Source organism: Pseudomonas sp. NPDC089401 (assembly GCF_044749485.1).
Taxonomy (GTDB): Bacteria; Pseudomonadota; Gammaproteobacteria; order Pseudomonadales; family Pseudomonadaceae; genus Aquipseudomonas.
In genome coordinates, this window is the sequence record NZ_JBIVIA010000002.1 from 220,394 (window position 1) to 244,870 (window position 24,477).

Here is a 24,477-nt window from a genome sequence, read left to right on the forward strand (position 1 = left end):
AGTGCGCTGGCTCCGCCGCCTGTGGCCGCGCACGCTGTTCGGCCAGCTGCTGCTGATCATGGTCAGTGGCACCCTGGTGATCCAGCTGATGTCGAGCAGCATCTGGTTCGATGTGCGCTTTGCCCAGGTGCTGGAAGCGCCGATCAGGCTGATGGCCGCGCGCAGCGCGCCGCTGCTGGCCCAGGCCGACTGCCACGCTGGGGCGAGGCAACTGTCGATACCCGCCCACTATCAGCTGCGCTGCGCCGAAAGCGAACCGCAAGGCGAGGATGACCCCCGTCGCGGCCGCCGCCGGGTCGAACTGCTGCTGCAGCAGGCACTGCGCTACGAGACCGGCAAGCCCCAGGACGTGCGCCTGCTGAAGGTGCAACTGACCGATGAACTGGGCCGCCCGATCGTCTGGCGCAGCCTGTTCGGCCTGCGCACCGCCCAGGCGCATATCCAGTTCGCCGTGCCCCTGGCCGACGGCCACTGGTTGACCATCGACGGCGAGGAACTGCAAGGCTGGAGCGGCGAGTCGGCCTGGGTGCTGATCAGCGACTACCTGCTGCGGGTCTACGCGCTGCGCATCGTTGCCGTGCTGCTGGTCTGCCTGTTCGCCGTGCGCTTGTGCCTGCGCCCGCTGCGGCGCCTGGCCGATGCCGCGCGTGGCCTGGGCAGCAACCTCGAACAGCCGCCGCTGCTGCTCGATGGCCCCGAGGAAGTGCGCCAGGCCGCCCTCGCCTTCAACGCCATGCAGCAGCGGCTGATCGCCATGGTCAACGACAAGGCCTACTTCCTCGCCGCCGTGTCCCACGACCTGCGCACCCCGTTGACGCGCATGCGCCTGCGCCTGGAACGGCTGCCCGACGATGAGCACCGCGAACGCCTGCGGCAGAACATCACGCAGATGGACGGCATGATCGGCCAGGTGCTCGACTACCTGCGCGCCGGCGAGCAGCAGAACCTTCAGCAGGTCGACCTCGACCGCCTGGTGGCGCGCCTGTGCAGCGACCTGGCCACGGCCCAGGAGCCACTGCCGGTGACCGGCAAGGTCGGCAGCCTGTGGGTCGATGCCCTGCTGCTGCAGCGCTGCCTGCAGAACCTGCTGGTCAATGCCCTGCGTTACGCGCGGGAGGTTTCGGTGACGCTGGAGACGGCGGTCACTGGCGTATGCATCCATGTCGACGACCGCGGCCCAGGGATCGCGCCGGCCCTGCTGGCCACCATCAGCGACCCGTTCGTGCGCGGCGAGGGCTCGCGCAACCAGGCCTCGGGTGGCTACGGCCTGGGCCTGAGTATCGCCCGACGCATCGCCAGCAGCCATGGCGGCGAGCTGTTGCTGGGCAACCGCGAAGGCGGTGGCCTGCGCGTGAGTGTATGGCTGCCCCGATCATCCAGCCCCCCTTGATCAGGTAATAGTCTTTTACCAAAACCCCAGGTTTTCCCAACCCGGGGTTTGCCTATCCTAGGCCCGGTCATCCCGCCTGCGATGGTCCCATGAAAGATTCGCTCCCCAGCCGTTATGCCTGCCTGGCCCTGTGCCTGTCGTTCACCTTCGTAAGCCTGCCCTTTCTTGCCCAGCACAGCGGGCTCTGGCCGCTGACCGTGGTCACCGCCCTGCTCAGCCTGGTCGGCCTCAACGACATGCGCCAGCGCCAACACGCCGTGCGGCGCAACTACCCGATCCTGGGCAACATCCGCTACCTGATCGAGACCATCCGCCCGGAAATCCGCCAATACCTGATCGAGGGCGATGACGACAAGCTGCCGTTCTCCCGCTCCCAGCGCTCGCTGGTCTACGCCCGGGCCAAGAACGAAAGCGCCGAGAAGGCCTTCGGCACGCTCAACGATGCCTACAAGCCCGGTTTCGAATTCATCAGCCATTCGATGCTGCCGGTGGCGACGCCGGACCCGGCCTCGTTCCGCATCGCCATCGGCGGGCCGCAGTGCCGCCTGCCCTACTCGGCGTCGATCTTCAACATCTCGGCCATGAGCTTCGGCGCGCTCAGCGCCAACGCCATCGCCGCGCTCAACCAGGGCGCGCGCCTGGGCCGCTTCGCCCATGACACCGGCGAAGGCAGCATCAGCCCCTACCACCGCGAGCACGGTGGCGACCTGATCTGGGAAATCGGCAGCGGCTACTTCGGCTGCCGCACCGAAGACGGCCGCTTCGACCCGCAGCGCTTCGCCGAACAGGCGCGCAGCCCGCAGGTGAAGATGATCGAGGTCAAGCTCAGCCAGGGAGCCAAGCCCGGCCATGGCGGCATCCTCCCGGGGCACAAGGTCAGCGCGGAAATCGCCACCACCCGTGGCGTGAAGGCAGGCGAGGATTGCATCTCGCCCGCCGCCCACAGCGCCTTCCGCACCCCGGCCGAGTTGCTGCACTTCATCGCCAGCCTGCGCGAGCTGTCCAGCGGCAAGCCGGTGGGCTTCAAGTTCTGCCTGGGCCACCCGTGGGAGTTCATGGGCATCGCCAAGGCCATGCTGGCCACCGGCATCACCCCGGACTTCATCGTCGTCGACGGCAAGGAAGGCGGCACCGGTGCGGCGCCGCGCGAGTTCAGCGACAACATGGGCGTGCCCATGCGCGAAGGCCTGATGTTCGTGCACAACACCCTGGTCGGCCTGAACCTGCGTTCGAGCATCCGCATCGGTGCGGCGGGCAAGCTCGTCAGCGCCTTCGACATCGCCAGCGTGCTGGCCATCGGCGCCGACTGGGTCAACTCGGCCCGCGGCTTCATGTTCGCCATCGGCTGCATCCAGTCGCAGAGCTGTCATACCAACAAGTGCCCGACCGGCGTGGCCACCCAAGACCCGCTGCGCCAGCGTGCGCTGGTGGTGCCGGACAAGGCCGAGCGGGTGGCCAGCTTCCATCGCAACACCTTGCATGCCCTGGCCGAGATGCTCGCGGCGGCGGGCCTGGAGCACCCGTCGGAGCTCAAGCCCAAGCACCTGGCGCGGCGCATCAGCACCAGCGAGATCAGCCTGTTTTCCGACCTGCACCAGTTCCTCAAGCCTGGCGAACTGCTCAGTGGCTCGATCGAAAGCGAGTTCTATGCGCGGATGTGGCGGATGGCGCGCAGTGACAGCTTTGCGCCGGAAACGGGCGATGTGTCGGTGGTGGCGGCCAAGGCCAGCGTACGCCGGAAAGAAACAGCCCCGGCATAGGCCGGGGCTGTTCGAGACGCGAGCGCGGGATCAGAAGAAGTTGATCGGGTACTCGACGAAGACGCGGACTTCGTTGCCGTCGTCGAAGTAGCCGTTCTGACGAACGCTCTCCGAAGTACGTAGCCAGGAGCTACGCAGCTTGACCGACAGGTCCTTGGCCGGGCCGTCCTGAACTACGTAACGCAGCTGGTTGAAGATTTCGCGCTCGGTACCTTCACCGAAGCCGTGGGTGTTGATGTTGTCACCACGCACGTAGGCGATCTTGTAGGTCAGGCCCGGTACGCCGTAAGCGCCGAAGTCCAGACCGTAGGCGATCTGCCAGGAACGCTCGTCCTCGGCGTTGAAGTCGGACCAGTACGAGTTGGCCAGGTAGATGGTCGAACCACCGTCACCCGCGCCATTGCGGTCCTGGTACCAGCCGTAGTTGTAGCCGGTGCTGCCAGTGCTGCGCTGGTGCGCCAGGGTCACCGAGTGCGGGCCGAAGGCGTAAGTGGCCGCCAGGCTCCAGATGGTGTTGTCATCACCGGTCAGCTCGGCTTTCTTGACGAACTTGCTGTTGATGTCCGACTTGTAGCCGTTGAAGTCCAGGGTCAAGGACTGGTCTGCCGCGATCGGGAAGACGTAGTTCAGGCCCAGGTAGTGCTTCTTCATCACGTCTTCGATGTTCGACGTGTAGGCGGAGGCAGTGAAGTTGTCGGTGAACTTGTAGCTGCCACCGAACACATCGATCGACTTCAGGTGGCCGCTGTCACGGCCTTCGGCGCTCTTGCGCGCTTCCTGGGTGAAGTGACCGGCATTCAGCTCCAGGCCCTTGATCTCCTTGGAGGTGATGAAGGTACCGGTGTAGCTCTCGGGCAGCAGGCGGCTATCGTCATACTGCAGCACCGGCAGCTCCGGCATCATGTCACCGTACTTGAGCACGGTGTTAGAGACGCGGAACTTGATGGCAGCGCCACCACGGGCCAGGTTGTGCGGCGAGTTCTTCGGCGCGGTGTCGCTGGCCTTGAAGAAGTCGATGCCGGCGGCGCCGTTGCGGCCTTTGCCGCCATCCAGGCGCAGTGCATACAGGCCGAAGGCGTCAACGCCCACGCCCACGGTGCCCTGGGTGAAGCCGGAGGAGAATTTGCCGATGAACGCCTGGCCCCATTCGCTCTGGTCGTGGGTGCCGTGCTTCTTGTCACGGTTCATGTAAGCGTTGCGCAGCAGCACGCTGGCGTGGCTGTCCTCGACGAAGCCCTTGCTGTCGGCCTGATCGTTGGCCTGGGCCTGGGTCGCGGCGATCATCGCCAGGGCGACCAGGCTGATCCTGGTTTTCAACATGTTGTTTTCCTTATTTCTAAATCAAAAACGCTGTGCACAATTGCGCCAGGAACCAACGCCCCTTCGTAGGTTCGACGCTGTGCGGATCCAAACTGAAAAGCCCGCCGAGGGTTCAGTGGCGGGCCTTTTCCGGCAGCATGGCCATGGGTGGCCAGCAAGCGTTGGCCGAATCCTAGCCGTGTGCGATTACAAATGTCAAAAAGTCGTGAATTGCAGGTTGATATAACCAAAATCACGCGCGGGACTGGTGCATTTCCATGGCCGTTCGCCCTTGGCGTGGGCAATTTCTCTTTTGTCAGATTTATCGCCTTGACCGATCAGGCAAATTCTTCACTTGGCACTGAAAAAGCACCTCGTTACAAACGGACACATATGTAAAGACAACCCTTTACAAATACCCATGCAACAGCAAATAGCAAGCATTACCATTCGCACCCTCTTTACCTCTGCCATGGTCTGGATGCCTCGATGCTTGCCCCTTGCCGCCTTTCACCCCTGACACTTGGCCTGTCGCTGCTACTCGGCGCCAACCTGGCCAGTGCCGCCACCACCACCCTGCCGGAGCTGTCGGTAACCGCCGAAAGCGAACGCGAAGACGATGACCCCAGGGCCCGGGAAGTCAGCACCGCGACCCGCACCTCCACCCCGGTGCGCTACGTGCCCCAGGCCATCGACACGGTCAAGACCCGCAACGTGCTCGACTACGGCAGCGACTCGCTGGGCAAGGCCCTGGAAGGCATCCCCAACGTCAGCAGCGGCGCCGACACGCGTTTCGACAGCGTGCGCATTCGCGGCTTCGAGGCCAGCAACGACTTCTACCTGGACGGCATCCGCGACGACAGCCAGTACATCCGCGACCTGCACAACATCGAACGGGTCGAGGTGCTCAAGGGCCCGGCGGCGGTGCTGTATGGCCGCGGCAGCCAGGGCGGCATCGTCAACCGGGTGAGCAAGGCACCGGAGCGCGGCCGCCGCTCGACGATCGAAGCCCAGGGCGGCAGCCAGGACCTGCGCAGCCTGTATGCCGACCTCAGCGCCGACCCCAGCGACACCGTCAGCCTGCGCCTGAACCTGGGCAACCAGGACAACAACAGCTTCCGCGACGGCATCGACGGCAGCCGCCAGCTGTTCGCCCCGTCGCTGAGCTGGCAGCTGACCCCCGAGCTGAACTGGCTGGTGCAGTACGAATACAGCCGCTACAACCGTACCCCGGATCGCGGCATCCCCGGGGTCGACGGCCGCCCGGCGGATGTCGGCCGCAGCACCACCTACGGCGATACCCAGCGCGATTTCATCGACGACCGCGCGCAGTCGCTGCGCTCGCGGCTGAACTACCAGCTCAACGAGACCTGGCAGCTGCGCCACACCCTGGGCCTGTTCAAGCTCGACAGTGAGTTCGACAACACCTACCTCACCGGCTACAACCCCGGCAACCAGACCGTCACTCGCCAGCGCTGGCAGCAGGACCTGAACACCCGCAACCTGTTCAACAACCTCGAGGCCGAGGGCGACTTCACCACCCTGGGCCTGGAGCACAAGCTGCTGCTGGGCCTGGAGTTCGGCAACCAGCGCCGCGACCCGACGCTCTATACCGCGGCCGCCGTCTCGGCCGGCGGCCGCCCGGTGCCCAGCCTGGACCTCTACAACCCCGACCGGAGCCTGCAGCACACCGGGCGCATGGTGGTGTCGAGCAACAACCACACGGTGGTCGACAGCCGAGGCCTGTACCTGCAAGACCAGATCCGCCTGAACGACCAGTGGCAGGTGCTGGCCGGTGTGCGCTTCGACCAGTTCGAAGTGGAGACCACCAACAAGGTCCGCAACCTCTCCGAGAAACAAGACAGCAACACCACCAGCCCGCGCCTGGGCGTGGTCTACACGCCGTGGCGCGACCACTCGTTCTACGCGTCCTGGAGCAAGACCTTCGCCCCGGTGGGCGGTGGCCTGATCGGCATCACCCCGGGCGCGGCCGGCAATACCAACGATACCGGGCCGGAGCTGACGAGGCAGAAGGAAATCGGGGTGAAAAGCGACTGGCTCGACGAGCGCCTGACCACCACCTTCGCGGTCTACGAGCTGGAACTGTACAACCGCCGCACCCGCGACCCGAACAACCCGGAAATCACCCTGCTCAGCGGCCTGCAACGCTCACGCGGCATCGAGCTGACCGCCACCGGCAACCTCGTCGGCAACTGGTACGTGCGCGGTGGCATCGGCGTGCAGGATGCGACGGTGGTGAAAGACAACAACGGCCTGGAAGGCAAGCGCATCAACGACGTCGCCAAGCGCAACGCCAGCCTGTTCGTGACCTGGAAGCCGGAACTGGGCTGGTACGCCGAGACCGGGCTGACGCTGGTCGGCGAGCGTTATGCCGACAACCAGAACACCACGCTGCTGCCGGGGTACGGGCGCTGGGATGCGCTGGCGGGGTTCCGCACGCGGGAGTGGGATGTGCGCGCGGCGTTGAGCAACATTGCCGACAAGACCTACTACAGCTCGGCGACCAGCGCGGCGCAGATCCAGGTGGGCGACCCGCGTAGCCTGGTGGTGACCGGGACCTACAGCTTCTGATTTGCAGTGTCTGAAGCGGCCTCTTCGCGGGTAAACCCGCTCCCACAGAAATGCACCCTGCCCTGTGGGAGCGGGTTTACCCGCGAAGAGGCCGGTGCAGGTAATCCACAAACGAAAACGCCACCGCATTCGCGGTGGCGTCTTTCAACCCAAAGGGCACCTGCCCAAATCAGTGCCACACACCCAGCAGTGCATCCAGCTCCGCGTCGCTGATCAAGCCCTGGGGATAGCGGCCGTCCAGCAGACGTCGTGGGTCGGTCGTCCTGACCCGTTTGCCTCCATGGTGCTTCAACCATTGCGCTACAACGCTGAGCGATGGGTGATTCACTGCCGATGGGCGCAAAGCCGTCTCACTTGCTGCGTTCATGTCCACACGTACTCCCAGGCCCGTGAGCGGCTAATCTACGTCTCGATTGTTACAGTCCGAAGCGTCCACCTCGTTGGTGGTAACTCCCTGATAAACAATACAAAACGTATGCCATCCGGGGATGGGAAAAACACCGGGCAGAAAAAAACCCGTCACTGGACGGGCCTTTTCGTGCAGCGATGCATCAGCGCTTGAACGGCGCCGGCTGCTGCTGGGTCAGGCAATGGATGTTGCCTCCGCCGAGCAGCAGCTCGCGGCCCGGGATCATCACTACCTCGTGCCCCGGGAAGACCTTGGCCAGAATAGCTCTGGCCTGGGCATCGGCCGGGTCGTCGAAGCTCGGCGCGATGATGCCGCCGTTGACGATCAGGAAGTTCACGTAGGAACCGGCCAGGCGCACCGACGGATCACGCTCCTGGCTGCCGGCCACCTGGTCGACACCGGCACACTCTTCTTCAGTGGCGAACAGCGGGCCCGGGATCGGCATCTTGTGCACCACGAACTCGCGGCCTTTGGCGTCACGGGTGTTCTTCAGCACCTCGTAGGCCGCGTGGCAGCGGGCGTAGTTGGGGTCGTTGGAATCATCGGTCCAGGCCAGTAACACTTCGCCGGGGCTGACGTAACAGCAGAAGTTGTCCACATGGCCGTCGGTTTCGTCGTTGTACAGGCCGTCCGGCAGCCAGACGATGGTTTCCACGGCCAGGTGCTCGCGCAGGATGTCCTCGATCTGTTCGCGGTTCAGGTGCGGGTTGCGGTTGCGGTTGAGCAGGCACTCTTCGGTGGTGATCAGGGTGCCTTCGCCGTCGACGTGGATCGAACCGCCCTCGAGCACGAAACCTTCGGTGTGGTAACGCTGGCAGCGCTCCATTTCCAGCACCTTGGCCGCCAGTTCCTCGTCACGGTTCCACGGCGCGTACAGGCCGCCGTCGAAGCCGCCCCAGGCGTTGAAGCCCCAGTCCACGCCACGCACTTCACCGCTGTGGTTGATCACGAAGGTCGGGCCGGTGTCGCGCACCCAGGCGTCGTCGTTGCTGATTTCCACCACGCGGATGTTCGGCAGGTCGAGCTGGCGACGGGCGTTTTCGTACTGGCCGGCGGAAACCGCCACGGTCACGGGCTCGAAACGGGCGATGGCCTTGGCCAGGGTCACGTGCGCGGCCTGCGCCGGCTTGCCACCCAGGCGCCAGTTGTCCGAGCGCTCCGGCCAGACCATCCAGACCTGGCTTTGCGGCGCCCATTCGGCGGGCATGTGGAAACCGTCGGCGCGGGGGGTGGAGTTGAGGGTTTTCATGGTTAACCTCTGCAAAGGGCCTAGACCTAGGGCCGATGGGATGGCAAGTGAATGTGACAGGTTCGCAGGCAAGGCTGCCCGCGCTGAATTGGCCAATTTATAACCGATATATATCGACATTAAAAGCCTGAAATATTTGACCAGGCTTATAAATTGAGCATTATGCCGATATCAATCGATACAGAGACATCCATGGACCGCCAGATACCGACCTTGGATATAATCGCTTGGTACAGGCTGCATCGGCGTGCCAAAAAGCCTCAAGATGAAAGCTGTTTCATTTTCCTGCTGAAAAAGCCCCGCGTGTGGCAGATAACCCGAGGCGAAGATGAAATCAACCTGTGGCCGCGTGCTGGCCCGCAACCAGCCGATCTAGGCTCAGTTTGCCAAGGCGGCGGATCACAGCGGACCTTTCAAGGTCGGACCCTCAGCATACTGACCGTAGAATTGCCATGAACATCATAGCGACCGAGATACCCGACGTAGTCATCATCGAACCAAAGGTCTTCGGCGACAGCCGTGGCTTCTTCTTCGAAAGCTTCAATGCGCGCGAATTCAAGAAACAGACCGGATTCGACGGCCATTTCGTCCAGGACAACCATTCGCGCTCGCAACGCGGCGTGCTGCGCGGCCTGCATTACCAGATCGACAATCCCCAGGGCAAACTGGTGCGCGTGGTCCACGGCGAAGTGCTGGACGTGGCCGTGGACATCCGCCGCAGCTCACCGACCTTTGGCCGCTGGGTGGCCCGGCGCCTGTGCGCCAACGACCACCATCAGTTCTGGATACCACCGGGGTTCGCCCATGGGTTCCTGGTGCTGAGCGAGTCCGCCGACTTCCTCTACAAGACCACCGACTACTACAACCCCGCGGCCGAACGCTCGATCCGCTGGGATGACCCGCAGCTGGCCATCGACTGGGGTATCGAGCAGCCGACCCTGTCGGCCAAGGACCAGGCAGCCGCATGGCTCAAAGACGCGGACCTGTTCCCATGAAAATCCTCGTCTGTGGGCACAACGGCCAGGTTGCCCAGGCCCTGCAGGCGCAATTGGCCGGCCTCGGCGAACTGCATGCCCTGGGCCGCGACCAGTTCGACCTGGCCCGCCCCGAAGCACTGCGCGAACCGCTGCGCCGGCTGGCCCCGCAATTGATCATCAACGCGGCGGCGCACACCGCGGTGGACCAGGCCGAAAGCGAGCCAGACCTGGCCTTCGCGATCAACGCCGACAGCCCCCGCGTGCTGGCCGAGGAGGCCGTGCGCCTGGGGGCGCCGCTGATCCACTACTCCACCGACTACGTCTTCGACGGCGAAAAGGCCACGCCCTACACCGAGGCCGACCGCCCCAACCCGCTGGGCGTCTACGGCCGCAGCAAGCTGGCCGGCGAGCAGGCGATTGCCGCAGTGGGCGGCCAGCACCTGATCCTGCGCACCAGCTGGGTGTACTCGATGCACGGGCGCAACTTCCTGCTGACCATGCAACGCCTGCTGCAGGAAAAGCCCCAGCTGCGCGTGGTCGACGACCAGATCGGCGCGCCGACCTGGGCCGGCACCATCGCCGCCAGCACCCGCGCCCTGATCGAGCGCTGGCAGGCCGGCCAGGCCGGGGCCTGGGGCACCTATCACCTGGCCGCCCAGGGCGAGACCTCGTGGTTCGGCTTCGCCTGGGCCATCGCCGAGCAGCTCCAGGCGCGTGGCCTGCCCTGCGCCGAGCTGCTGCCGATCCCGTCCAGCGAGTACCCGACCCCGGCTCACCGCCCGCTCAATTCACGGCTCGACTGCTCGCGCCTGGCCCAGGAATGGGATGTGCACCAGCCGCACTGGCGCCAGGCACTGATCGACTGCCTGAAGTAGCGCATAATTGCGCCAGACCCTTCTGGCGCATGTTGCGATGATTGCAAAACCCACACCTCCACGCCGCCCCCGCTGGCGCAGCCTGGCCCTGCTGGCGCTGTGCCTGGCGCCGCTGCTGTGGCCCCTGCATCACCTTGCCGAACGCTATTACCAGGACGAACTGGCCTCGCAGAACCGCCAGACCCTCGACCTGTACGTGGCCAACCTGCTCGGCACCCTGCACCGCTACGAGACCCTGCCGCAGATCCTCGGCGACCTGCCGGCGCTGCGCGGGGTGCTGGCCGACCCGCTGCGCCTGGAGGCGGTGACCAACGCCAACCGCCTGCTCAAGGGCATCGTCCAGCAGACCGGGGCCGAAGTGATGTACCTGATGGACGTCAGCGGCAACACCCTGGCCGCCTCCAACTGGGACAAGCAGGACAGCTTCGTCGGCCGCAACTTCTCGTTCCGCCCGTACTTCAACGAAGCCATGGCCGGCCACCTGGGGCGCTTCTTCGGCCAGGGCACCACCTCGGCCAAGCGTGGCTACTTCTTCGCCGCCGCCGTGCACGACCGCGAGCGCATCGTCGGCGTGCTGGTGGTCAAGGTCGACCTCGACCACACCGAGACCCTATGGGGCCGCACGCCCGAGCAACTGCTGCTGACCGACCACAACGGCGTGGTGATCCTCACCTCGCGGCCGGACTGGCGCTTTCGCGCCACCCGCGCCCTGAGCGATGAAGAACGCCAGGCGATCATCGCCATCCAGCCCTACCCGACCCAGGCGCCACAACCGCTGGTGCTCAACCAGGACGCCTGGATCAGCCAGACCCGCGACATCAAGGAAACCGGCTGGCAAGTGAGCATCCTCGCCCCGCGCATCCTGGTCGATCGCTCGGTGCAGACGGTGATGGCCATCGGCGCCGGCGCGCTGCTGGTGACCATGCTGCTGGCGGGCCTGGTGATGCAGCGGCGCCGGCACTACATCGACCGCATCGGCTTCGAGGCCCGCGGCCGCCAGGAGCTGGAACAGCGCGTGGTCGCGCGCACCGCCGACCTCGAAGGCCTCAATACCCGCCTGAAAAACGCCGTGCTGGAGCGGGAAAATGCCCAGCAGGAACTGGTGCGCGCCCAGGACGAACTGGTCCAGGCCGGCAAGCTGTCGGTGCTTGGCACCATGTCCGCCAGCATCAGCCATGAACTCAACCAGCCGTTGGCGGCCATCCGCAGCTACGCGGAAAACGCCGAGATCCTGCTCGACCACCAGCGCACCGACGATGCCCGCGGCAACCTCAAGCTGATCGGCGAACTGACCGGGCGCATGGCCTCGATCATCGCCCACCTGCGCGCCTTCGCCCGCCGCGACCGCCATGCCCCGGAAAGCGTGGCCCTGCAACCGGCGCTGGACGACGCCCTGGCGCTGCTGGCCAAGCGCCGCCGGGCCATGGCTGTGGAGCTGATCCGCGACCTGCCCGAAGCCACCCTGTGGGTGCAGGCCGGCGAAACGCGCCTGCGCCAGGTGCTCGGCAACCTGCTGGCCAACGCCCTCGACGCCCTGACCGAAAAGGCCAACCCGCGGCGCCTGTGGCTGAGTGCCGAACGGCGCGATGACTGCGTCTACCTGTACATCCGCGACAACGGCCCAGGCTTCAGTCGCCAGGCGCTGGAGCATGCCAAGGAGCCGTTCTTCACCACCAAGACCCGCACCCAGGGCCTGGGCCTCGGCCTGGCCATCTGCGAGAGCCTGATGCGCGCCCTGGGCGGCGAACTGCTGCTGGCCAACCACGCGGAAGGCGGTGCCCTGCTCACCCTGCAACTGCGCGTGGCCGCGCCCGGCGCGACCTTGCCCAATTCGGAGGACCTCTCGGCATGACGACCGAGCCTTACATCGACAGCCAGGCCCAGGTGATCCTGGTCGACGACGACCCGCACCTGCGCCAGGCCCTGAGCCAGACCCTCGACCTGGCCGGGCTCAAGGTGGTGGCAATGGCCGACGCCCAGGGCCTGGCCGAGCGCATCGAGGCGGACTGGCCCGGCGTGGTGGTCAGCGATATCCGCATGCCGGGCATCGACGGCCTGCAACTGCTCGAACAACTGCACGGCGGCGACAGCGAGCTGCCGGTGCTGCTGATCACCGGCCACGGCGACGTGCCGCTGGCGGTGCAGGCCATGCGGGCCGGGGCCTACGACTTCCTGGAAAAACCCTTCGCCAGCGACGCCCTGCTCGACAGCGTGCGCCGCGCCCTGGCCCTGCGCCGCCTGGTGCTGGACAACCGCAGCCTGCGCCTGGCCCTGAGCGATCGCCAACAGCTGGCCACCCGCCTGGTCGGCCATTCGCCCTCGATGCAACGCCTGCGCGAGCAGATCGGCGCCCTTGCAGGTACCCGTGCCGACGTACTGATCCTCGGCGAGACCGGCGCCGGCAAGGAAGTGGTGGCGCGCGCCCTGCACGACCTGTCCAGTCGCCGCGACGGCCCGTTCGTGGCGATCAACGCCGGTGCCCTGGCCGAATCGGTGGTCGAAAGCGAACTGTTCGGCCATGAACCGGGGGCGTTCACCGGTGCGCAGAAGCGGCGCATCGGCAAGTTCGAATTCGCCAACGGCGGCACGCTGTTCCTCGATGAAATCGAAAGCATGAGCCTGGATGTGCAGGTGAAGCTGCTGCGCCTGCTGCAGGAACGGGTGGTCGAGCGCCTGGGCGGCAACCAGCTGATCCCGCTGGATATCCGCGTGATTGCAGCGACCAAGGAAGACCTGCGCACCTCGGCCGACCAGGGTCGCTTCCGCGCCGACCTGTATTACCGCCTGAACGTCGCGCCGTTGCGCATCCCGCCCCTGCGCGAACGCGGCGACGATATCCTGGTGTTGTTCCAGCACTTCGCCGATGCCGCCAGCCAGCGCCACGGCCTGCCGCCACACAGCCTGCAACCGGCCCAGCGGGCCATGCTGCTGCGCCACGACTGGCCGGGCAACGTGCGCGAGTTGCAGAACGCCGCCGAACGCTTCGCCCTTGGCCTGGAGCTGGCCCTCGACGGTCAGCTGCAGGCCGCGCCACCGGCGTCGGCGCCGATCCTGCTGGGCAACCTCAGCGAGCAGGTCGAGCAGTTCGAGCGCTCGCTGATCGCCGCCGAACTGGCCCAGCCCCATGGCTCCATGCGCAGCCTCGCCGAAGCCCTCGGCATCCCGCGCAAGACCCTGCACGACAAGCTGCGCAAGCACGGCCTGCACTTCGAAGGCGGTAGCAGCGGCAACGACGAACACGAGGAAAACCGCCCATGAGTGCCGATAGCCACTACCTGCAGTCCGTGTTGCACGGCGATATCCCGCTGACGCGGGAAATGGGCCTGGAAGTGCTCGACTGGCAAGGCCAGGTCTTGCGCCTGCAGCTGCCGCTGGCGGCCAACGTCAACCACAAGAGCACCATGTTCGGCGGCAGCCTGTACTGCGCCGCGGTGCTGGTGGGTTGGGGCTGGCTGCACATGCGCCTGCGTGAATTGGGGGTCGATGACGGGCATATCGTCATCCAGGAAGGCCAGATCAGCTACCCGCTGCCGGTGACCGGTGCGGCGGTGGCGCGTTGCGCGGCACCGGACGACAAGGCCTGGGAACGCTTCCTGACGATGTACCAACGCCGTGGCCGGGCACGCCTGACGCTGGCGACCACGGTCTGCAATGTCGGCAGCGAAGACCCTGCCGTCACCTTCAGCGGCCAGTACGTCCTGCACCGCTGAAACGGCTCACGCAATCCCCTGTAGGAGCGGGTTTACCCGCGAAACAGGCGACTCGGTGGATGGCACCGGCTTCGCCGGTGTTCGCGGGTAAACCCGCTCCCACAGGGACGGTGGCTGGGCCGGAAGTCAGATGAGGGCGAGAAACGCCTGGCGCCAGGCGGCCTTGGCCGGCAAGGCCAGGAAGAACGGATTGAGCAAGGATTCACGCGCCGGGTAGCGGAACGGCTGGCCATCCACCTCGATCACCTCGCCCCCGGCACCTTCCAGCACGCCTTGCGCCGCCGCTGTGTCCCACTGCGAAGTCGGCGCCAGGCGCGGATAACAATCGGCACTGCCTTCAGCCAGCAGGCAGAACTTCAGTGAACTGCCGATGTTGGCCAATTCCAGCTCACCCACCGCAGCCCCCAGCCCAGCCAGCAAGGCCTCCTGCTCGGGGCTGGAGTGGCGACGGCTGGCGACCACGGTGAAGCGGCCGTCGGCCGGTGGAGCATTGCGCACCTGGATCGGCAAAGCCTCGCCATCAGCATCGGCGCGCCAGGCACCCAGGCCGCGACCGCCGAAATAACAGCGCCCGTTGGTCGGCATCGACACCACGCCGAACACCACCTCGCCGTTCTCGACCAGGGCGATGTTGACGGTGAATTCCTCACTGCCGGCGATGAACTCCTTGGTGCCGTCCAGCGGATCGACCAGCCACCAGCGGTTCCAGCCCTGGCGCTCACTCAACGGGATGTTGCAATCCTCTTCGGACAACACCGGAATCTGCGGCGCCAGCGCCAGCAGGCCATCGGCGATCACCCGGTGCGCGGCCAGGTCGGCGGCGGTCACCGGCGAATCGTCGGCCTTGCAGGTCACCGCCACGTCGGCGCGCCAGAATGGCAGGATCGCCTCGCCGGCCAGCCGGGCCAGCTTGACCACTTCGTGCATCAGTTGCAGGTCGTTCATGCTTCGAGCAGCCCTCGTTGAATCAGCAGGTCACGGGCCAGGTACAGTGCCGCCAGCGCCCGCCCTTCGGTGAATTGTGGATGCATGGCCAGGGCCGACAGCTCGCGCAGGTTGACCTTGTCGACGCGCATCGGCTCCGGCTCGTCGCCTTCCAGGCGCTCCTCGTAAAGGTCGGTGGCCAGCACCACCTGGATCTTCTGGCTCATGTAGCCCGGCGACAGCGACAGCTCGGTCAGGTGCTCGAGCTGGCGGGCGCCGAAGCCAGCTTCTTCCTTGAGCTCACGGTCCGCCGCCGCCAGCACGTCCTCGCCCGGCTCGATCAGGCCCTTGGGCAGCGACAGCTCGTACTCGTCGGTGCCGCCGCAGTATTCCTCCACCAACACGGCATGTTCGGCGTCGAGCATGGCCACAATCATCACCGCACCGTAGCCATTGCCGCGCCCGACCAGGCGTTCGTAGGTACGCTCGGTGCCATTGCTGAAGCGCAACTGCACGGCCTCGACGCGGAACAGGCGGCTGCTGGCGACGATCTCGCGGCTGAGGACGGTGGGTTTCTGGCGCATGGGGCGGCTCCTTGGCGTGAACGGGTTACTATACCGTGGCTAGCCGACTGATCGAGAGTTTCCCATGCCTGTTCTTCCCTGGTCCGCCATCGACACCGTCCTGCTGGACATGGACGGCACCCTGCTCGACCTGCATTTCGACAACCGTTTCTGGCTCGACCACCTGCCCCAGCGCTATGCCGAGCTGCACGGGGTGAGCCGGGCCATGGCGGAGCTCGAGCTGCAGCCGCTGTTCGAGCGCCATGCCGGCACGCTGAACTGGTACTGCCTGGACTTCTGGAGCCGCGAGCTGAACCTGCCGATCCGCGAGCTGAAACGCGAGATTGCCGACCTGATCACCCTGCGGCCGGATGCCGATACCTTCCTGGCAGCCATTCACCAGGCCGGCAAGCGGGTGGTGATGATCACCAATGCCCACCGCGATTCGCTGTCGCTGAAGCTGGAGCGGGTGGAACTGGCGCGGTACTTCGAGCGGCTGATCAGCTCGCACGATTACGGTTATCCCAAGGAGAACCCGCAGTTCTGGGATGCCCTGCAGGCGGATATCGGCTTCGACCCCAAGCGCAGCCTGTTCATCGACGACACCCTGGCCATCCTGCGCAGTGCGCGGCGTTTTGGCGTCGGCCACCTGCTGGCGGTGCGCCAGCCGGACAGCCGGGCCCAGCCGCGCGACACCGAAGAGTTCGCGGCGGTCGAGGATTACCGGGAATTGTTGGTCGGCCTGTGAGGGCCCTTTCGCGGGTAAACCCGCTCCCACAGGCATCGATGAAGCCCCTGTGGGAGCGGGTTTACCCGCGAAGAGGCCGGATCAGGCGATAAAGATCAGTCAGGAATACGCAACACCTGCCCTGGATAGATCTTGTCCGGGTGCTTGAGCATCGGCTTGTTGGCCTCGAAGATCTTGTTGTACTGCCCGGCATTGCCATACACGACCACAGCGATCGCCGACAGCGTGTCACCCTTCTTCACGGTGACGAACCTCGCCGCCGCCACCACCGGCCCGGTCACGGTGATCTGGTCCTCGACGCTGGCCACCCCGGCGATGTTGCCGGCCGCGAGGATGATCTTCTCTTTCTCCTCCTGGCTGGCCACCTCGCCCTTGAGAATGACCTTGTCACCCTCTACAGTGGCGCTGATGTTCGGGTTGCCCAGGCCAACACTCTCCACGTGTTTCTTGAGCTGCTCCTCGGCATTGGCATTGCCGGGAGTCAGCAGGTCGATCAACTTCTCACCGGCCTCCTTGACGAAACTGAACAGGCTCATGATGTGCTCCTTGTTGAGATAAACCTCGGAGCCAAGAGTCTAGGCCAGGATCCCTGCCACCGCCCCACTGCGACCAATCGACGCGGTCTATCAAGGCATAGACCCTAGCGATTAGACGCGCGTGCCCCGTCGGCCTAGGCTGGTGCTATCAAATAGCCGCCGGTTATCTCGCCCGATGCAAAGCAAACCTCCGGTCTGCGCGGCCTCCACGCCTCTGGCCCTGCCTGCCGCCAGCAACACCTACGATTACGTCCAGCTCAGCGACGATGAACGCGCCTGCACGCCGCTGGCCGAGGAAGTGGCCCTGGCCATTGCCTACAACGGCCTCAACCAGGCGGTGATGCTGGTCAGCCCCACCGACCTGGAAGATTTCGCGGTCGGTTTCAGCGTCGGCAGCGGCATCGTCGAAAGCACGGCGGAAATCTACGACCTCAAGCTGTCCGGCAGCGGCTCGGCGATGTACGCCGACCTGGAGATTTCCAGCCGTGCGTTCTGGAACCTGAAGAACCAGCGCCGCCAGCTGGCCGGCACCAGCGGCTGCGGCCTGTGCGGCGTCGAAGCCCTGGAGCAGGCGCTGCCGGAACTGGAAAAGCTGCCGGGTGCGCCCTTGCCGCCCGCCCAGTGGCTGGCCGGTCTGCGGGCACGCATCGATGCCTTCACGCCGCTCGGCCAGCACTGCGGCGCGGTGCACGCGGCGCTGTTCATGGACGCCCGGGGCGAACTGCTGATGGGCCGTGAAGACATCGGCCGGCACAACGCCCTCGACAAACTGATCGGCGCCCTGCTGCGCCAGGGCATCGCCACCGAAGGCGGCCTGGCCATCGTCACCAGCCGTTGCAGCCTGGAGCTGATCCAGAAGGTGCTACGCGCCGGCATCCAGACCCTGGTCAGCCTGTCGGCGCCCACCGGCCTTGCCCTGCAATGGGCGCGCAAGCACAACCTCAACCTCATTCATCTGCCCAAACACAGTGCACCGCGGGTCTACAGCCCAGCGGCGGAGTCGTAACAGCCGTGACCTCGTACCAGCAACTTCCGGACAACGCCCCAGCCTCCACCCCTCGCTACCAGCCCTACCACGGCCCCGCCGGTGGTTGGGGCGCGCTGCGCAGCGTGGCCAAGGCCTGGGTCGGCAGCGACAACGCGCTGAAGAACATCCGCGCCCTGCTCAAGACCAACCAGAACGGCGGCTTCGACTGCCCCGGCTGTGCCTGGGGCGATTCGCCCGAGAGCGGCATGGTCAAGTTCTGCGAGAACGGCGCCAAGGCGGTCAACTGGGAAGCCACCAAGCGCCGCGTCGACGCCGCCTTCTTCGCCCGCTACAGCGTCAGCGCGCTGCGCCAGCAGAGCGACTACTGGCTGGAATACCAGGGCCGCCTCACCGAGCCGATGGTCTACGACCCGCAAAGCGACCGCTACCAGCCGATCGCCTGGGACGCCGCCTACGCCCTGATCGCCGGCGAGCTGAACAAGCTGGCCAGCCCCGACCAGGCCGAGTTCTACACCTCGGGCCGCGCCAGCAATGAAGCGGCCTACCTGTACCAGCTGTTCGTGCGCGCCTACGGCACCAACAACTTCCCCGATTGCTCGAACATGTGCCACGAGGCCAGCGGCGTGGCCCTCGGCCAGAGCGTCGGGGTCGGCAAGGGCACCGTCACCTATGACGACTTCGAGCACGCCGACGCGATCTTCGTCTGGGGCCAGAACCCCGGCACCAACCACCCGCGCATGCTCGACCCACTGCGCGACGCAGTGAAACGCGGCGCCCAGGTGGTCTGCGTCAACCCGCTCAAGGAACGTGGCCTGGAGCGCTTCCAGCACCCGCAGAACCCCTTGGAGATGCTCACCAACAGCGACCGCCCGACCAACACCGCGTTCTTCCGCCCGGCTCTGGGCGGCGACATGGCGATGCTGCGCGGCATGGCCAAGTTCGTCCTGCAGTGGGAGCGCGAAGCCCAGGCCAAGGGCGAGCCTGCGGTGTTCGACCATGTGTTCATCGCCGAGCACGGTCATGGCGTGGACGAGTACCTGGCGGCGGTGGATGCCACGTCCTGGGAACACATCCATGCGCAATCCGGCCTGAGCCTGGCCGACATCGAACTGGCCGCGCGCATGTACTGCCGTGGCAAGCGGGTGATCATGTGCTGGGCCATGGGCATCACCCAGCACCGCCACTCGGTGCCGACCATCCAGGAAATCGTCAACCTGCAGATGCTGCGCGGCAACCTCGGCGCACCCGGCGCCGGCCTGTGCCCGGTGCGTGGCCACAGCAACGTGCAGGGCGACCGCACCATGGGCATCAACGAGCGCCCGCCGGTGGCCTTGCTCGATGCCATCGAGAAGCGCTTCAACTTCCCGGTGCCGCGCCACAACGGCCACAACACGGTCGAGGCGATCCACGCCATGCTCGACGGCCGCGCCAAGGTCTTCATCGGCCTGGGCGGCAACTTCGCCCAGGCCACCCCGGACACCGAACGCACCGCCCAGGCCCTGCGCAACTGCGAGCTGACCGTGCACATAAGCACCAAGCTCAACCGTAGCCACCTGATCCATGGCAAGCAGGCGCTGATCCTGCCGTGCCTGGGCCGCACCGACATCGACCTGCAGGCCGATGGCCCGCAAGCGGTGACCGTGGAAGACTCGTTCAGCATGGTCCACGCCTCCAACGGCCAGCTCAAGCCACTGTCGACCCAGATGCGCTCGGAACCCGCCGTGGTCGCCGGCATCGCCGCCGCCACCCTGGGCAAGCAGCCGGTGGACTGGCACTGGCTGGTGGCCGACTACGCCCGCATCCGTGACCTGATCGCCGACACCATTGCCGGCTTTGCCGACTTCAACCAGCGCCTGGCCCACCCGGGCGGTTTCTACCTGGGCAACAGCGCTGCCAGCCGCCAGTGGAAGACCACTACCGGCCGCGCCAACTTCAAGGCCAACCTGCTGCCCGACACCCTGCTCGACGAGCGCGTGCGCGCCAGCGGCCAGTTGCCGGACCTGATCATGCAGTCGATGCGCTCGCACGATCAGTACAACACCACCATCTACGGCCTGGACGACCGCTACCGCGGCGTGCGCGGCCAACGCGACGTGCTGTTCGCCAACGAAGCCGACATCATCCGCCTGGGCTTCCAGCCGGGGCAGAAGGTCGACATCGTCTCGCTGTGGGGCGATGAACATGTGCGCCGTGTGCACGGCTTCACATTGCTGGCCTTCGACATCCCCGCAGGCCAGGCAGCCGCGTACTATCCGGAAGTGAACCCGCTGATTCCGCTGGAGAGCATCGGCCAGGGCAGCCATACCCCCACCTCGAAGTTCGTCGCCATCAAGCTCGAGCGGGCACGGGACGACGGCCGGATCCTCTGACCGATCCCCTGCGGCAAAAACGCAAAAAGCCCTGTTCCGCGAGGTCCAGGGCTTTTGTCATAAAGAGCTCAGACAGGCGAAAATCGATTAAGTTTCACAGTAAATACAGTAACTTAGAGAATTGTGTACAACTCGTGTTACTCGTCGGATTTTCGTTGCCAGCCACTCGCCTTAGCCTCAAATTCGCCCTCGTCATCCCTATGAGGCTCTCTTGATGAAGAAGTACTCCTCGATTCTGTTGTTGTCTTTCAGCTTGCTCAGCGGCGTTGCCATGGCAGGCGGCACCACCGAGGCCGGCATTGGCGGCGCATTGGGTGGGGTACTCGGCTCCGTGGTGGGCAACTCCATCGGCGGTAGCACCGGCGGCGCCATTGGCGCGGGCCTGGGCGGCGCGGCCGGCGGTGCCCTGGGTGCCGACAAGCGCCAGCGTGGCGAGGCCGCCATCGGTGGCGCGCTGGGCGCAGCGGGCGGCAACGTGGTCGGCCGCTCCATGGGCGGCACCACCGGTAGCTACATCGGTGCGGCCGCAGGCGGCGGCGCCGGTGGTGCACTGGGTAACTACATGGGCAACAAGGCCGACGAAGACGAGCGCCATGACGACCGTCGCTACCGTCGCGACTACGACGACCGTCGCCACTATGACCGCGGCCGTCACTACGGCCACCGCAAGCACCGTCACTGGCGCCACTGATACCCAAGTCCAAGCCAGGGTAATCAAGAGCCCCGCCCTCACCGGCGGGGCTTTTTCATGCCTGCGGATCGAGCTGCAGGCCGGCCAGGATCACCTGCAAGGTCTCCGGCAACGGCACCGGTCGGCCGCTGCTGCGCTCGATGAACACCTGCACCACCGTGCCCGCGGCGCAGGCGTCGGTTTCCCCGGGGCGGTACAGCGCCAGGCGATACTCCACCGTGCTGCCCGCCAGGCGCGTGACCCCCAACCCCACTTCCAGCACGTCCGGGAAACCCGGCAAGGCGAAGAAGTCCGCCGCCGAACTCACCACGAAGGCCGCCAGCTCACCGTCGCGCAAGTCCAGGTCGGCCTGTTCGACGAGAAAGGCCTGGATCGCGGTTTCGAAGAAGCCGTGCACGGTGGCACCGGCGATGTGGCCGTTGACGTCGTTGTCCTGGGGGCGGGTGAGGATCGGGTGGAAGTGGGAGAAGGCCGTGCGGTTGGGGGATTGGTTCATCTGGAGGGCCCGTGTCTTGGCAGTAGATGCAGACAGTGAAACAGAAAATCCAGATCTCGGGGGGGCTTGCGGTCCCGTAGGAGCGGCCTTGTGTCGCGAAAGGGCCGCAAAGCGGCCCCGGGGTCTTGGCGACACGGCTGACATTGCTGGGGGCTGCGTTGCAGCCCTTTCGCGACACAAGGCCGCTCCTACATTGACCGTGTCAGCCTCCTGAGAACAAAAAAGCCGCCCTTGGGGCGGCTTTCTCGTAGCAGGCTCAGCTTACAGCTGAGGACCCGCGGCCTTGATGGCATCGGAAACTTCGAACTTCTTGAAGTTTTCGATGAACAGCTTGGCCAGGCCTTCGGCAGCAGCGTCGTAGGCGGCTTTGTCAGCCCAGGTGGCGCGTGGGTTGAGCAGCTCGGTGTCAACGCCCGGAACGGCCTTCGGCACGTCCAGGTTGATGATGTCCAGGTGCTCGGTTTCGGCGCCGACCAGAGCACCGCTCTGGATGGCGGCGATCACGCCACGGGTGGTCGGGATGCTGAAGCGCTTGCCAACGCCGTAGCCACCGCCGGTCCAGCCGGTGTTGACCAGGTAGACCTTGGAGCCGAAGGCGTTGATACGCTTGATCAACAGCTCGGCGTACTCGCCGGCCGGACGCGGGAAGAACGGTGCGCCGAAGCAGGTGGAGAAGGTCGACTTGATGCCGCCGCCCGAACCCATTTCGGTGGAACCGACCAGCGCGGTGTAGCCGGACAGGAAGTGGTAGGCCGCCTGCTCGTTGTTCAGGATCGAAACCGGAGGCAGAACACCGGTCAGGTCGCAGGTCAGGAAGATGACCGCGTTGGGCTCGCCACCCAGGTTGGCCTCGGCGCGCTTGGCGACGTGCTCCAGCGGGTAGGCGGCGCGGCTGTTCTGGGTCAGGCTGACATCGGCGTAGTCGGCGTGCTTGTTGGCGTCGAGGACGACGTTTTCCAGCACGGCGCCATGCTTGATGGCTTTCCAGATGACCGGCTCGTTCTTCTCGGACAGGTCGATGCACTTGGCGTAGCAGCCGCCTTCCATGTTGAAGACAACGCCTTCGCCCCAGCCGTGCTCGTCGTCACCGATCAGGTAACGGCTTTCGTCGGCCGACAGGGTGGTCTTGCCGGTGCCGGACAGGCCGAAGAACAGGGTCACGTCGCCTTCTTCGCCGATGTTGGCGGCGCAGTGCATCGGCAGCACGTCGGCGGCCGGCAGCAGGAAGTTCTGCACCGAGAACATGGCTTTCTTCATTTCGCCGGCGTAACGCATGCCAGCGATCAGCACTTTCTTGGCGGCGAAGTTGATGATCACGCAACCGTCGGAGTTGGTGCCGTCACGCTCAGGCTCGCAGACGAAGTTGGCGACGTTGAGGATCTGCCACTGGTCGCGGCCAGCCGGGTTGAACTGCTCCGGGTTGATGAACAGGCAACGGCCGAACAGGTTCTGCCAGGCGGTCTGGGTGGTCATCTTGACCGGCAGGTAGTGCTCGGCCGCAGCCCCTACGTGAACGTAGGAAACGAAGTGATCCTGGGCGTTGTTGAACGCCTCGACGCGGTCCCACAGGGCATCGAACTTGTCGGCCGGGAACTTGCGGTTGATCGGGCCCCAGGCGATGGCAGCCTGGGTGGAAGGTTCTTCGACGATGAAACGGTCAGCCGGCGAGCGGCCAGTACGGTGGCCAGTTTCGACTACCAGTGCGCCAGTATCGGCCAGCACGCCTTCACCGCGTTGCAGCGCTTCTTCAACCAGCTTATCGACGCTCAGGTCGGTGTACACGGTGTTGTTGGCTTGCGTCATGAGATACCCCATCCGGCCCGAGGCCGAGTGCTCCAAACGTTTTGTAGTTGTCTCGAAAAAACTACTACAGCGAAAAAAGTGGCCGGATTATGCCAGAAACGCCCAAAAAAAGTAGGCCCCTCCTGTCAGAACTGCGCTTTTGCGCAATTCGACAGGAGATTCCCCTGAACTAAAACGTTTCAGTGGCGAGTTTCTGACGCCGCTTCAGTACCACCACCGGCAAACAGTTGCGCCACATCGCTTGCATCGAAGAAATAGCGCTCGTTGCAGAACTGGCAATCGATCTCGACGGTGCCACCGCATTCCTCGACCAGCGCCTTGGCATCGTGCTCGCCCAGACTGACCAGCGCATTGCCGGAACGTTCACGCGAGCAGCTGCAGTTGAAGCGCAGCGGCTGGATGTCGAACAGGCGCACGGCGTCTTCGTGGTACAGGCGGTGCAGCAGGGTTTCGTTGCCTTCGGCCCACTCTTCGGGCTTGAGCGTCTTGGCCAGGGCGATCACGTGCTGCCAGCTGTCCTCGCGCTCTTCATCGTCCGGCTGGCGATTGCGTGGCAGCTGCTGCAGCAGCAGGCCACGGGCCTTGCCGTCTTCGGCATTGAGCCAGAAGCGGGTGTTGAGCTGCTGCGACTGCACGAAGTAGTTGGTGAAGCATTCCGACAGGTTGGCGCCGTCCAGGTCGACGGTGCCCTGGTAGCGCTGGCCCTTGATCGGGTCGATGGTCAGGGTCAGGTGGCCACCGGGCATCAACTGCTCCAGGGTGGCGTCGGCCGGGATCTGCTCCGCTTCGTAGCGGGCCATGCCGCGGATGTCGCGCTCGCCCGAGCACTCGACCATCAGCAGCGGGATCGGCCCTGCCGAACGCGCCTGCAGAATCAGCAGGCCATCGAACTTCAGCGCGCCCACCAGCAAGGCGGTCGCGGCCATCAGTTCGCCGAGCAGGGTCTGCACCGGCTTGGGGTATTGGTGACGCGCCAGCACCGCGGCGTAGCTGTCATCGAGAGACACCCACTCACCGCGCACGTCGCGCTCGTCGAAGATGAAACGTTGGGTGAAATCGGTATCCGGCAATTCGCTCATAGGTTTTGGCTATCTGAAA

General features: G+C 65.4%; 21 protein-coding genes. 12 read left to right on the plus strand and 9 right to left on the minus strand.

All coding sequences use genetic code 11. The features are described 5' to 3' along the window. Nucleotide 1 precedes the first annotated feature (1 nt). On the plus strand, nt 2-1,390 hold the full coding sequence (locus ACIP21_RS05150; protein WP_400684731.1) for an ATP-binding protein: 1,389 nt from the start codon (nt 2-4) through the stop codon (nt 1,388-1,390). Between the two features lie 89 nt (nt 1,391-1,479). Beyond that, the gene (locus ACIP21_RS05155; protein ID WP_400684734.1) at nt 1,480-3,150 is read left to right on the plus strand and encodes an FMN-binding glutamate synthase family protein; all 1,671 of its coding nucleotides are present in this window, start codon (nt 1,480-1,482) and stop codon (nt 3,148-3,150) included. Nucleotides 3,151-3,180: 30 nt separating this feature from the next. Here ACIP21_RS05155 and ACIP21_RS05160 read toward each other — a convergent pair whose 3' ends face one another. After that, the gene (locus ACIP21_RS05160; RefSeq protein ID WP_400684736.1) at nt 3,181-4,470 is read right to left on the minus strand and encodes an OprD family porin; all 1,290 of its coding nucleotides are present in this window, start codon (nt 4,468-4,470) and stop codon (nt 3,181-3,183) included. 468 nt (nt 4,471-4,938) lie between these two features. Here ACIP21_RS05160 and ACIP21_RS05165 point away from each other — a divergent pair, with 468 nt between their 5' ends. Further along, on the plus strand, nt 4,939-7,041 hold the full coding sequence (locus ACIP21_RS05165; protein ID WP_400684739.1) for a TonB-dependent receptor: 2,103 nt from the start codon (nt 4,939-4,941) through the stop codon (nt 7,039-7,041). Between the two features lie 169 nt (nt 7,042-7,210). Here the strand turns inward: ACIP21_RS05165 and ACIP21_RS05170 are convergent, their stop codons facing one another. Together ACIP21_RS05170 and aguA are read right to left on the minus strand one after the other, a co-directional pair. Beyond that, complete coding sequence (locus tag ACIP21_RS05170; protein ID WP_400684742.1) at nt 7,211-7,408, minus strand: hypothetical protein; 198 nt, start codon at nt 7,406-7,408, stop codon at nt 7,211-7,213. 184 nt (nt 7,409-7,592) lie between these two features. After that, a complete protein-coding gene (gene aguA, locus ACIP21_RS05175; protein WP_400684745.1) occupies nt 7,593-8,699 on the minus strand; it encodes an agmatine deiminase in 1,107 nt (368 codons plus the stop codon). A 452-nt stretch (nt 8,700-9,151) separates the two neighbouring features. Here aguA and rfbC point away from each other — a divergent pair, with 452 nt between their 5' ends. From rfbC to ACIP21_RS05200, 5 genes are read left to right on the plus strand one after another with little or no spacing between them, the layout of a single operon-like run. Beyond that, nucleotides 9,152-9,694 (plus strand): dTDP-4-dehydrorhamnose 3,5-epimerase, encoded by a 543-nt coding sequence (gene rfbC, locus ACIP21_RS05180; RefSeq protein ID WP_400684748.1) that lies wholly within the window; start codon nt 9,152-9,154, stop codon nt 9,692-9,694. Next, the gene (rfbD, locus tag ACIP21_RS05185) at nt 9,691-10,551 is read left to right on the plus strand and encodes a dTDP-4-dehydrorhamnose reductase (protein WP_400684751.1); all 861 of its coding nucleotides are present in this window, start codon (nt 9,691-9,693) and stop codon (nt 10,549-10,551) included. The genes rfbC and rfbD overlap by 4 nt, the downstream gene beginning before the upstream one ends. Nucleotides 10,552-10,588: 37 nt before the next feature. Further along, nucleotides 10,589-12,403 carry an ATP-binding protein gene (locus ACIP21_RS05190; RefSeq protein ID WP_400684754.1) on the plus strand — a complete coding sequence of 605 codons (1,815 nt, stop codon included), beginning with the start codon at nt 10,589-10,591 and terminating at the stop codon, nt 12,401-12,403. Further along, nucleotides 12,400-13,809, plus strand: a complete 1,410-nt coding sequence (locus ACIP21_RS05195; RefSeq protein WP_400684757.1) for a sigma-54-dependent transcriptional regulator — start codon at nt 12,400-12,402, stop codon at nt 13,807-13,809. Before ACIP21_RS05190 ends, ACIP21_RS05195 begins: the two co-directional genes overlap by 4 nt. Further along, nucleotides 13,806-14,261, plus strand: a complete 456-nt coding sequence (locus ACIP21_RS05200; protein ID WP_400684760.1) for a YiiD C-terminal domain-containing protein — start codon at nt 13,806-13,808, stop codon at nt 14,259-14,261. The genes ACIP21_RS05195 and ACIP21_RS05200 overlap by 4 nt, the downstream gene beginning before the upstream one ends. Nucleotides 14,262-14,387: 126 nt before the next feature. Here ACIP21_RS05200 and cysQ read toward each other — a convergent pair whose 3' ends face one another. Next, on the minus strand, nt 14,388-15,206 hold the full coding sequence (gene cysQ, locus ACIP21_RS05205; RefSeq protein ID WP_400684763.1) for a 3'(2'),5'-bisphosphate nucleotidase CysQ: 819 nt from the start codon (nt 15,204-15,206) through the stop codon (nt 14,388-14,390). Next, the gene (nudE, locus tag ACIP21_RS05210) at nt 15,203-15,769 is read right to left on the minus strand and encodes an ADP compounds hydrolase NudE (protein ID WP_060478273.1); all 567 of its coding nucleotides are present in this window, start codon (nt 15,767-15,769) and stop codon (nt 15,203-15,205) included. The genes cysQ and nudE overlap by 4 nt, the downstream gene beginning before the upstream one ends. Before the next feature lie 64 nt (nt 15,770-15,833). Between nudE and yrfG the strand changes: the two genes are divergently transcribed. Next, nucleotides 15,834-16,496 (plus strand): GMP/IMP nucleotidase, encoded by a 663-nt coding sequence (gene yrfG / locus ACIP21_RS05215; RefSeq protein WP_400684767.1) that lies wholly within the window; start codon nt 15,834-15,836, stop codon nt 16,494-16,496. Between the two features lie 95 nt (nt 16,497-16,591). On the opposite strand, the gene lysM is transcribed toward yrfG, so the two are convergent. Continuing rightward, complete coding sequence (gene lysM / locus ACIP21_RS05220; protein ID WP_217840815.1) at nt 16,592-17,032, minus strand: peptidoglycan-binding protein LysM; 441 nt, start codon at nt 17,030-17,032, stop codon at nt 16,592-16,594. 175 nt (nt 17,033-17,207) lie between these two features. On the opposite strand from lysM, the gene fdhD reads away from it, so the two are divergent. The 3 genes from fdhD (at nt 17,208) to ACIP21_RS05235 (ending at nt 21,080) form a co-directional block, all read left to right on the plus strand. Then, nucleotides 17,208-18,038 (plus strand): formate dehydrogenase accessory sulfurtransferase FdhD, encoded by an 831-nt coding sequence (gene fdhD, locus ACIP21_RS05225; RefSeq protein ID WP_400684771.1) that lies wholly within the window; start codon nt 17,208-17,210, stop codon nt 18,036-18,038. A 5-nt stretch (nt 18,039-18,043) separates the two neighbouring features. Beyond that, nucleotides 18,044-20,389, plus strand: coding sequence for an FdhF/YdeP family oxidoreductase (locus ACIP21_RS05230; RefSeq protein WP_400684774.1), 2,346 nt, complete (start codon nt 18,044-18,046; stop codon nt 20,387-20,389). Nucleotides 20,390-20,603: 214 nt separating this feature from the next. Continuing rightward, nucleotides 20,604-21,080 (plus strand): glycine zipper domain-containing protein, encoded by a 477-nt coding sequence (locus ACIP21_RS05235; RefSeq protein WP_400684777.1) that lies wholly within the window; start codon nt 20,604-20,606, stop codon nt 21,078-21,080. Nucleotides 21,081-21,135: 55 nt separating this feature from the next. On the opposite strand, the gene ACIP21_RS05240 is transcribed toward ACIP21_RS05235, so the two are convergent. From ACIP21_RS05240 to hslO, 3 genes are all read right to left on the minus strand, one after another. Further along, nucleotides 21,136-21,576: an acyl-CoA thioesterase gene (locus ACIP21_RS05240; RefSeq protein ID WP_400684780.1), complete on the minus strand. Its 441-nt coding sequence runs from the start codon at nt 21,574-21,576 to the stop codon at nt 21,136-21,138. 261 nt (nt 21,577-21,837) lie between these two features. Then, nucleotides 21,838-23,379 carry a phosphoenolpyruvate carboxykinase gene (locus ACIP21_RS05245; protein WP_400684783.1) on the minus strand — a complete coding sequence of 514 codons (1,542 nt, stop codon included), beginning with the start codon at nt 23,377-23,379 and terminating at the stop codon, nt 21,838-21,840. A 179-nt stretch (nt 23,380-23,558) separates the two neighbouring features. Further along, nucleotides 23,559-24,458 (minus strand): Hsp33 family molecular chaperone HslO, encoded by a 900-nt coding sequence (gene hslO / locus ACIP21_RS05250; RefSeq protein ID WP_400684786.1) that lies wholly within the window; start codon nt 24,456-24,458, stop codon nt 23,559-23,561. Between the last annotated feature and the right edge of the window lie 19 nt (nt 24,459-24,477).

What these genes read in the sequence shown, in the direction of transcription:
- ACIP21_RS05155 (WP_400684734.1), top strand. Translation starts at nt 1,480, where the DNA reads ATGAAAGATTCGCTCCCCAGCCGTTATGCCTGCCTGGCCCTGTGCCTG.
- ACIP21_RS05160 (WP_400684736.1), bottom strand. Translation starts at nt 4,470, where the DNA reads ATGTTGAAAACCAGGATCAGCCTGGTCGCCCTGGCGATGATCGCCGCG.
- ACIP21_RS05165 (WP_400684739.1), top strand. Translation starts at nt 4,939, where the DNA reads ATGCTTGCCCCTTGCCGCCTTTCACCCCTGACACTTGGCCTGTCGCTG.
- ACIP21_RS05170 (WP_400684742.1), bottom strand. Translation starts at nt 7,408, where the DNA reads ATGAACGCAGCAAGTGAGACGGCTTTGCGCCCATCGGCAGTGAATCAC.
- aguA (WP_400684745.1), bottom strand. Translation starts at nt 8,699, where the DNA reads ATGAAAACCCTCAACTCCACCCCCCGCGCCGACGGTTTCCACATGCCC.
- rfbC (WP_400684748.1), top strand. Translation starts at nt 9,152, where the DNA reads ATGAACATCATAGCGACCGAGATACCCGACGTAGTCATCATCGAACCA.
- rfbD (WP_400684751.1), top strand. Translation starts at nt 9,691, where the DNA reads ATGAAAATCCTCGTCTGTGGGCACAACGGCCAGGTTGCCCAGGCCCTG.
- ACIP21_RS05190 (WP_400684754.1), top strand. Translation starts at nt 10,589, where the DNA reads ATGATTGCAAAACCCACACCTCCACGCCGCCCCCGCTGGCGCAGCCTG.
- ACIP21_RS05195 (WP_400684757.1), top strand. Translation starts at nt 12,400, where the DNA reads ATGACGACCGAGCCTTACATCGACAGCCAGGCCCAGGTGATCCTGGTC.
- ACIP21_RS05200 (WP_400684760.1), top strand. Translation starts at nt 13,806, where the DNA reads ATGAGTGCCGATAGCCACTACCTGCAGTCCGTGTTGCACGGCGATATC.
- cysQ (WP_400684763.1), bottom strand. Translation starts at nt 15,206, where the DNA reads ATGAACGACCTGCAACTGATGCACGAAGTGGTCAAGCTGGCCCGGCTG.
- nudE (WP_060478273.1), bottom strand. Translation starts at nt 15,769, where the DNA reads ATGCGCCAGAAACCCACCGTCCTCAGCCGCGAGATCGTCGCCAGCAGC.
- yrfG (WP_400684767.1), top strand. Translation starts at nt 15,834, where the DNA reads ATGCCTGTTCTTCCCTGGTCCGCCATCGACACCGTCCTGCTGGACATG.
- lysM (WP_217840815.1), bottom strand. Translation starts at nt 17,032, where the DNA reads ATGAGCCTGTTCAGTTTCGTCAAGGAGGCCGGTGAGAAGTTGATCGAC.
- fdhD (WP_400684771.1), top strand. Translation starts at nt 17,208, where the DNA reads ATGCAAAGCAAACCTCCGGTCTGCGCGGCCTCCACGCCTCTGGCCCTG.
- ACIP21_RS05235 (WP_400684777.1), top strand. Translation starts at nt 20,604, where the DNA reads ATGAAGAAGTACTCCTCGATTCTGTTGTTGTCTTTCAGCTTGCTCAGC.
- ACIP21_RS05240 (WP_400684780.1), bottom strand. Translation starts at nt 21,576, where the DNA reads ATGAACCAATCCCCCAACCGCACGGCCTTCTCCCACTTCCACCCGATC.
- ACIP21_RS05245 (WP_400684783.1), bottom strand. Translation starts at nt 23,379, where the DNA reads ATGACGCAAGCCAACAACACCGTGTACACCGACCTGAGCGTCGATAAG.
- hslO (WP_400684786.1), bottom strand. Translation starts at nt 24,458, where the DNA reads ATGAGCGAATTGCCGGATACCGATTTCACCCAACGTTTCATCTTCGAC.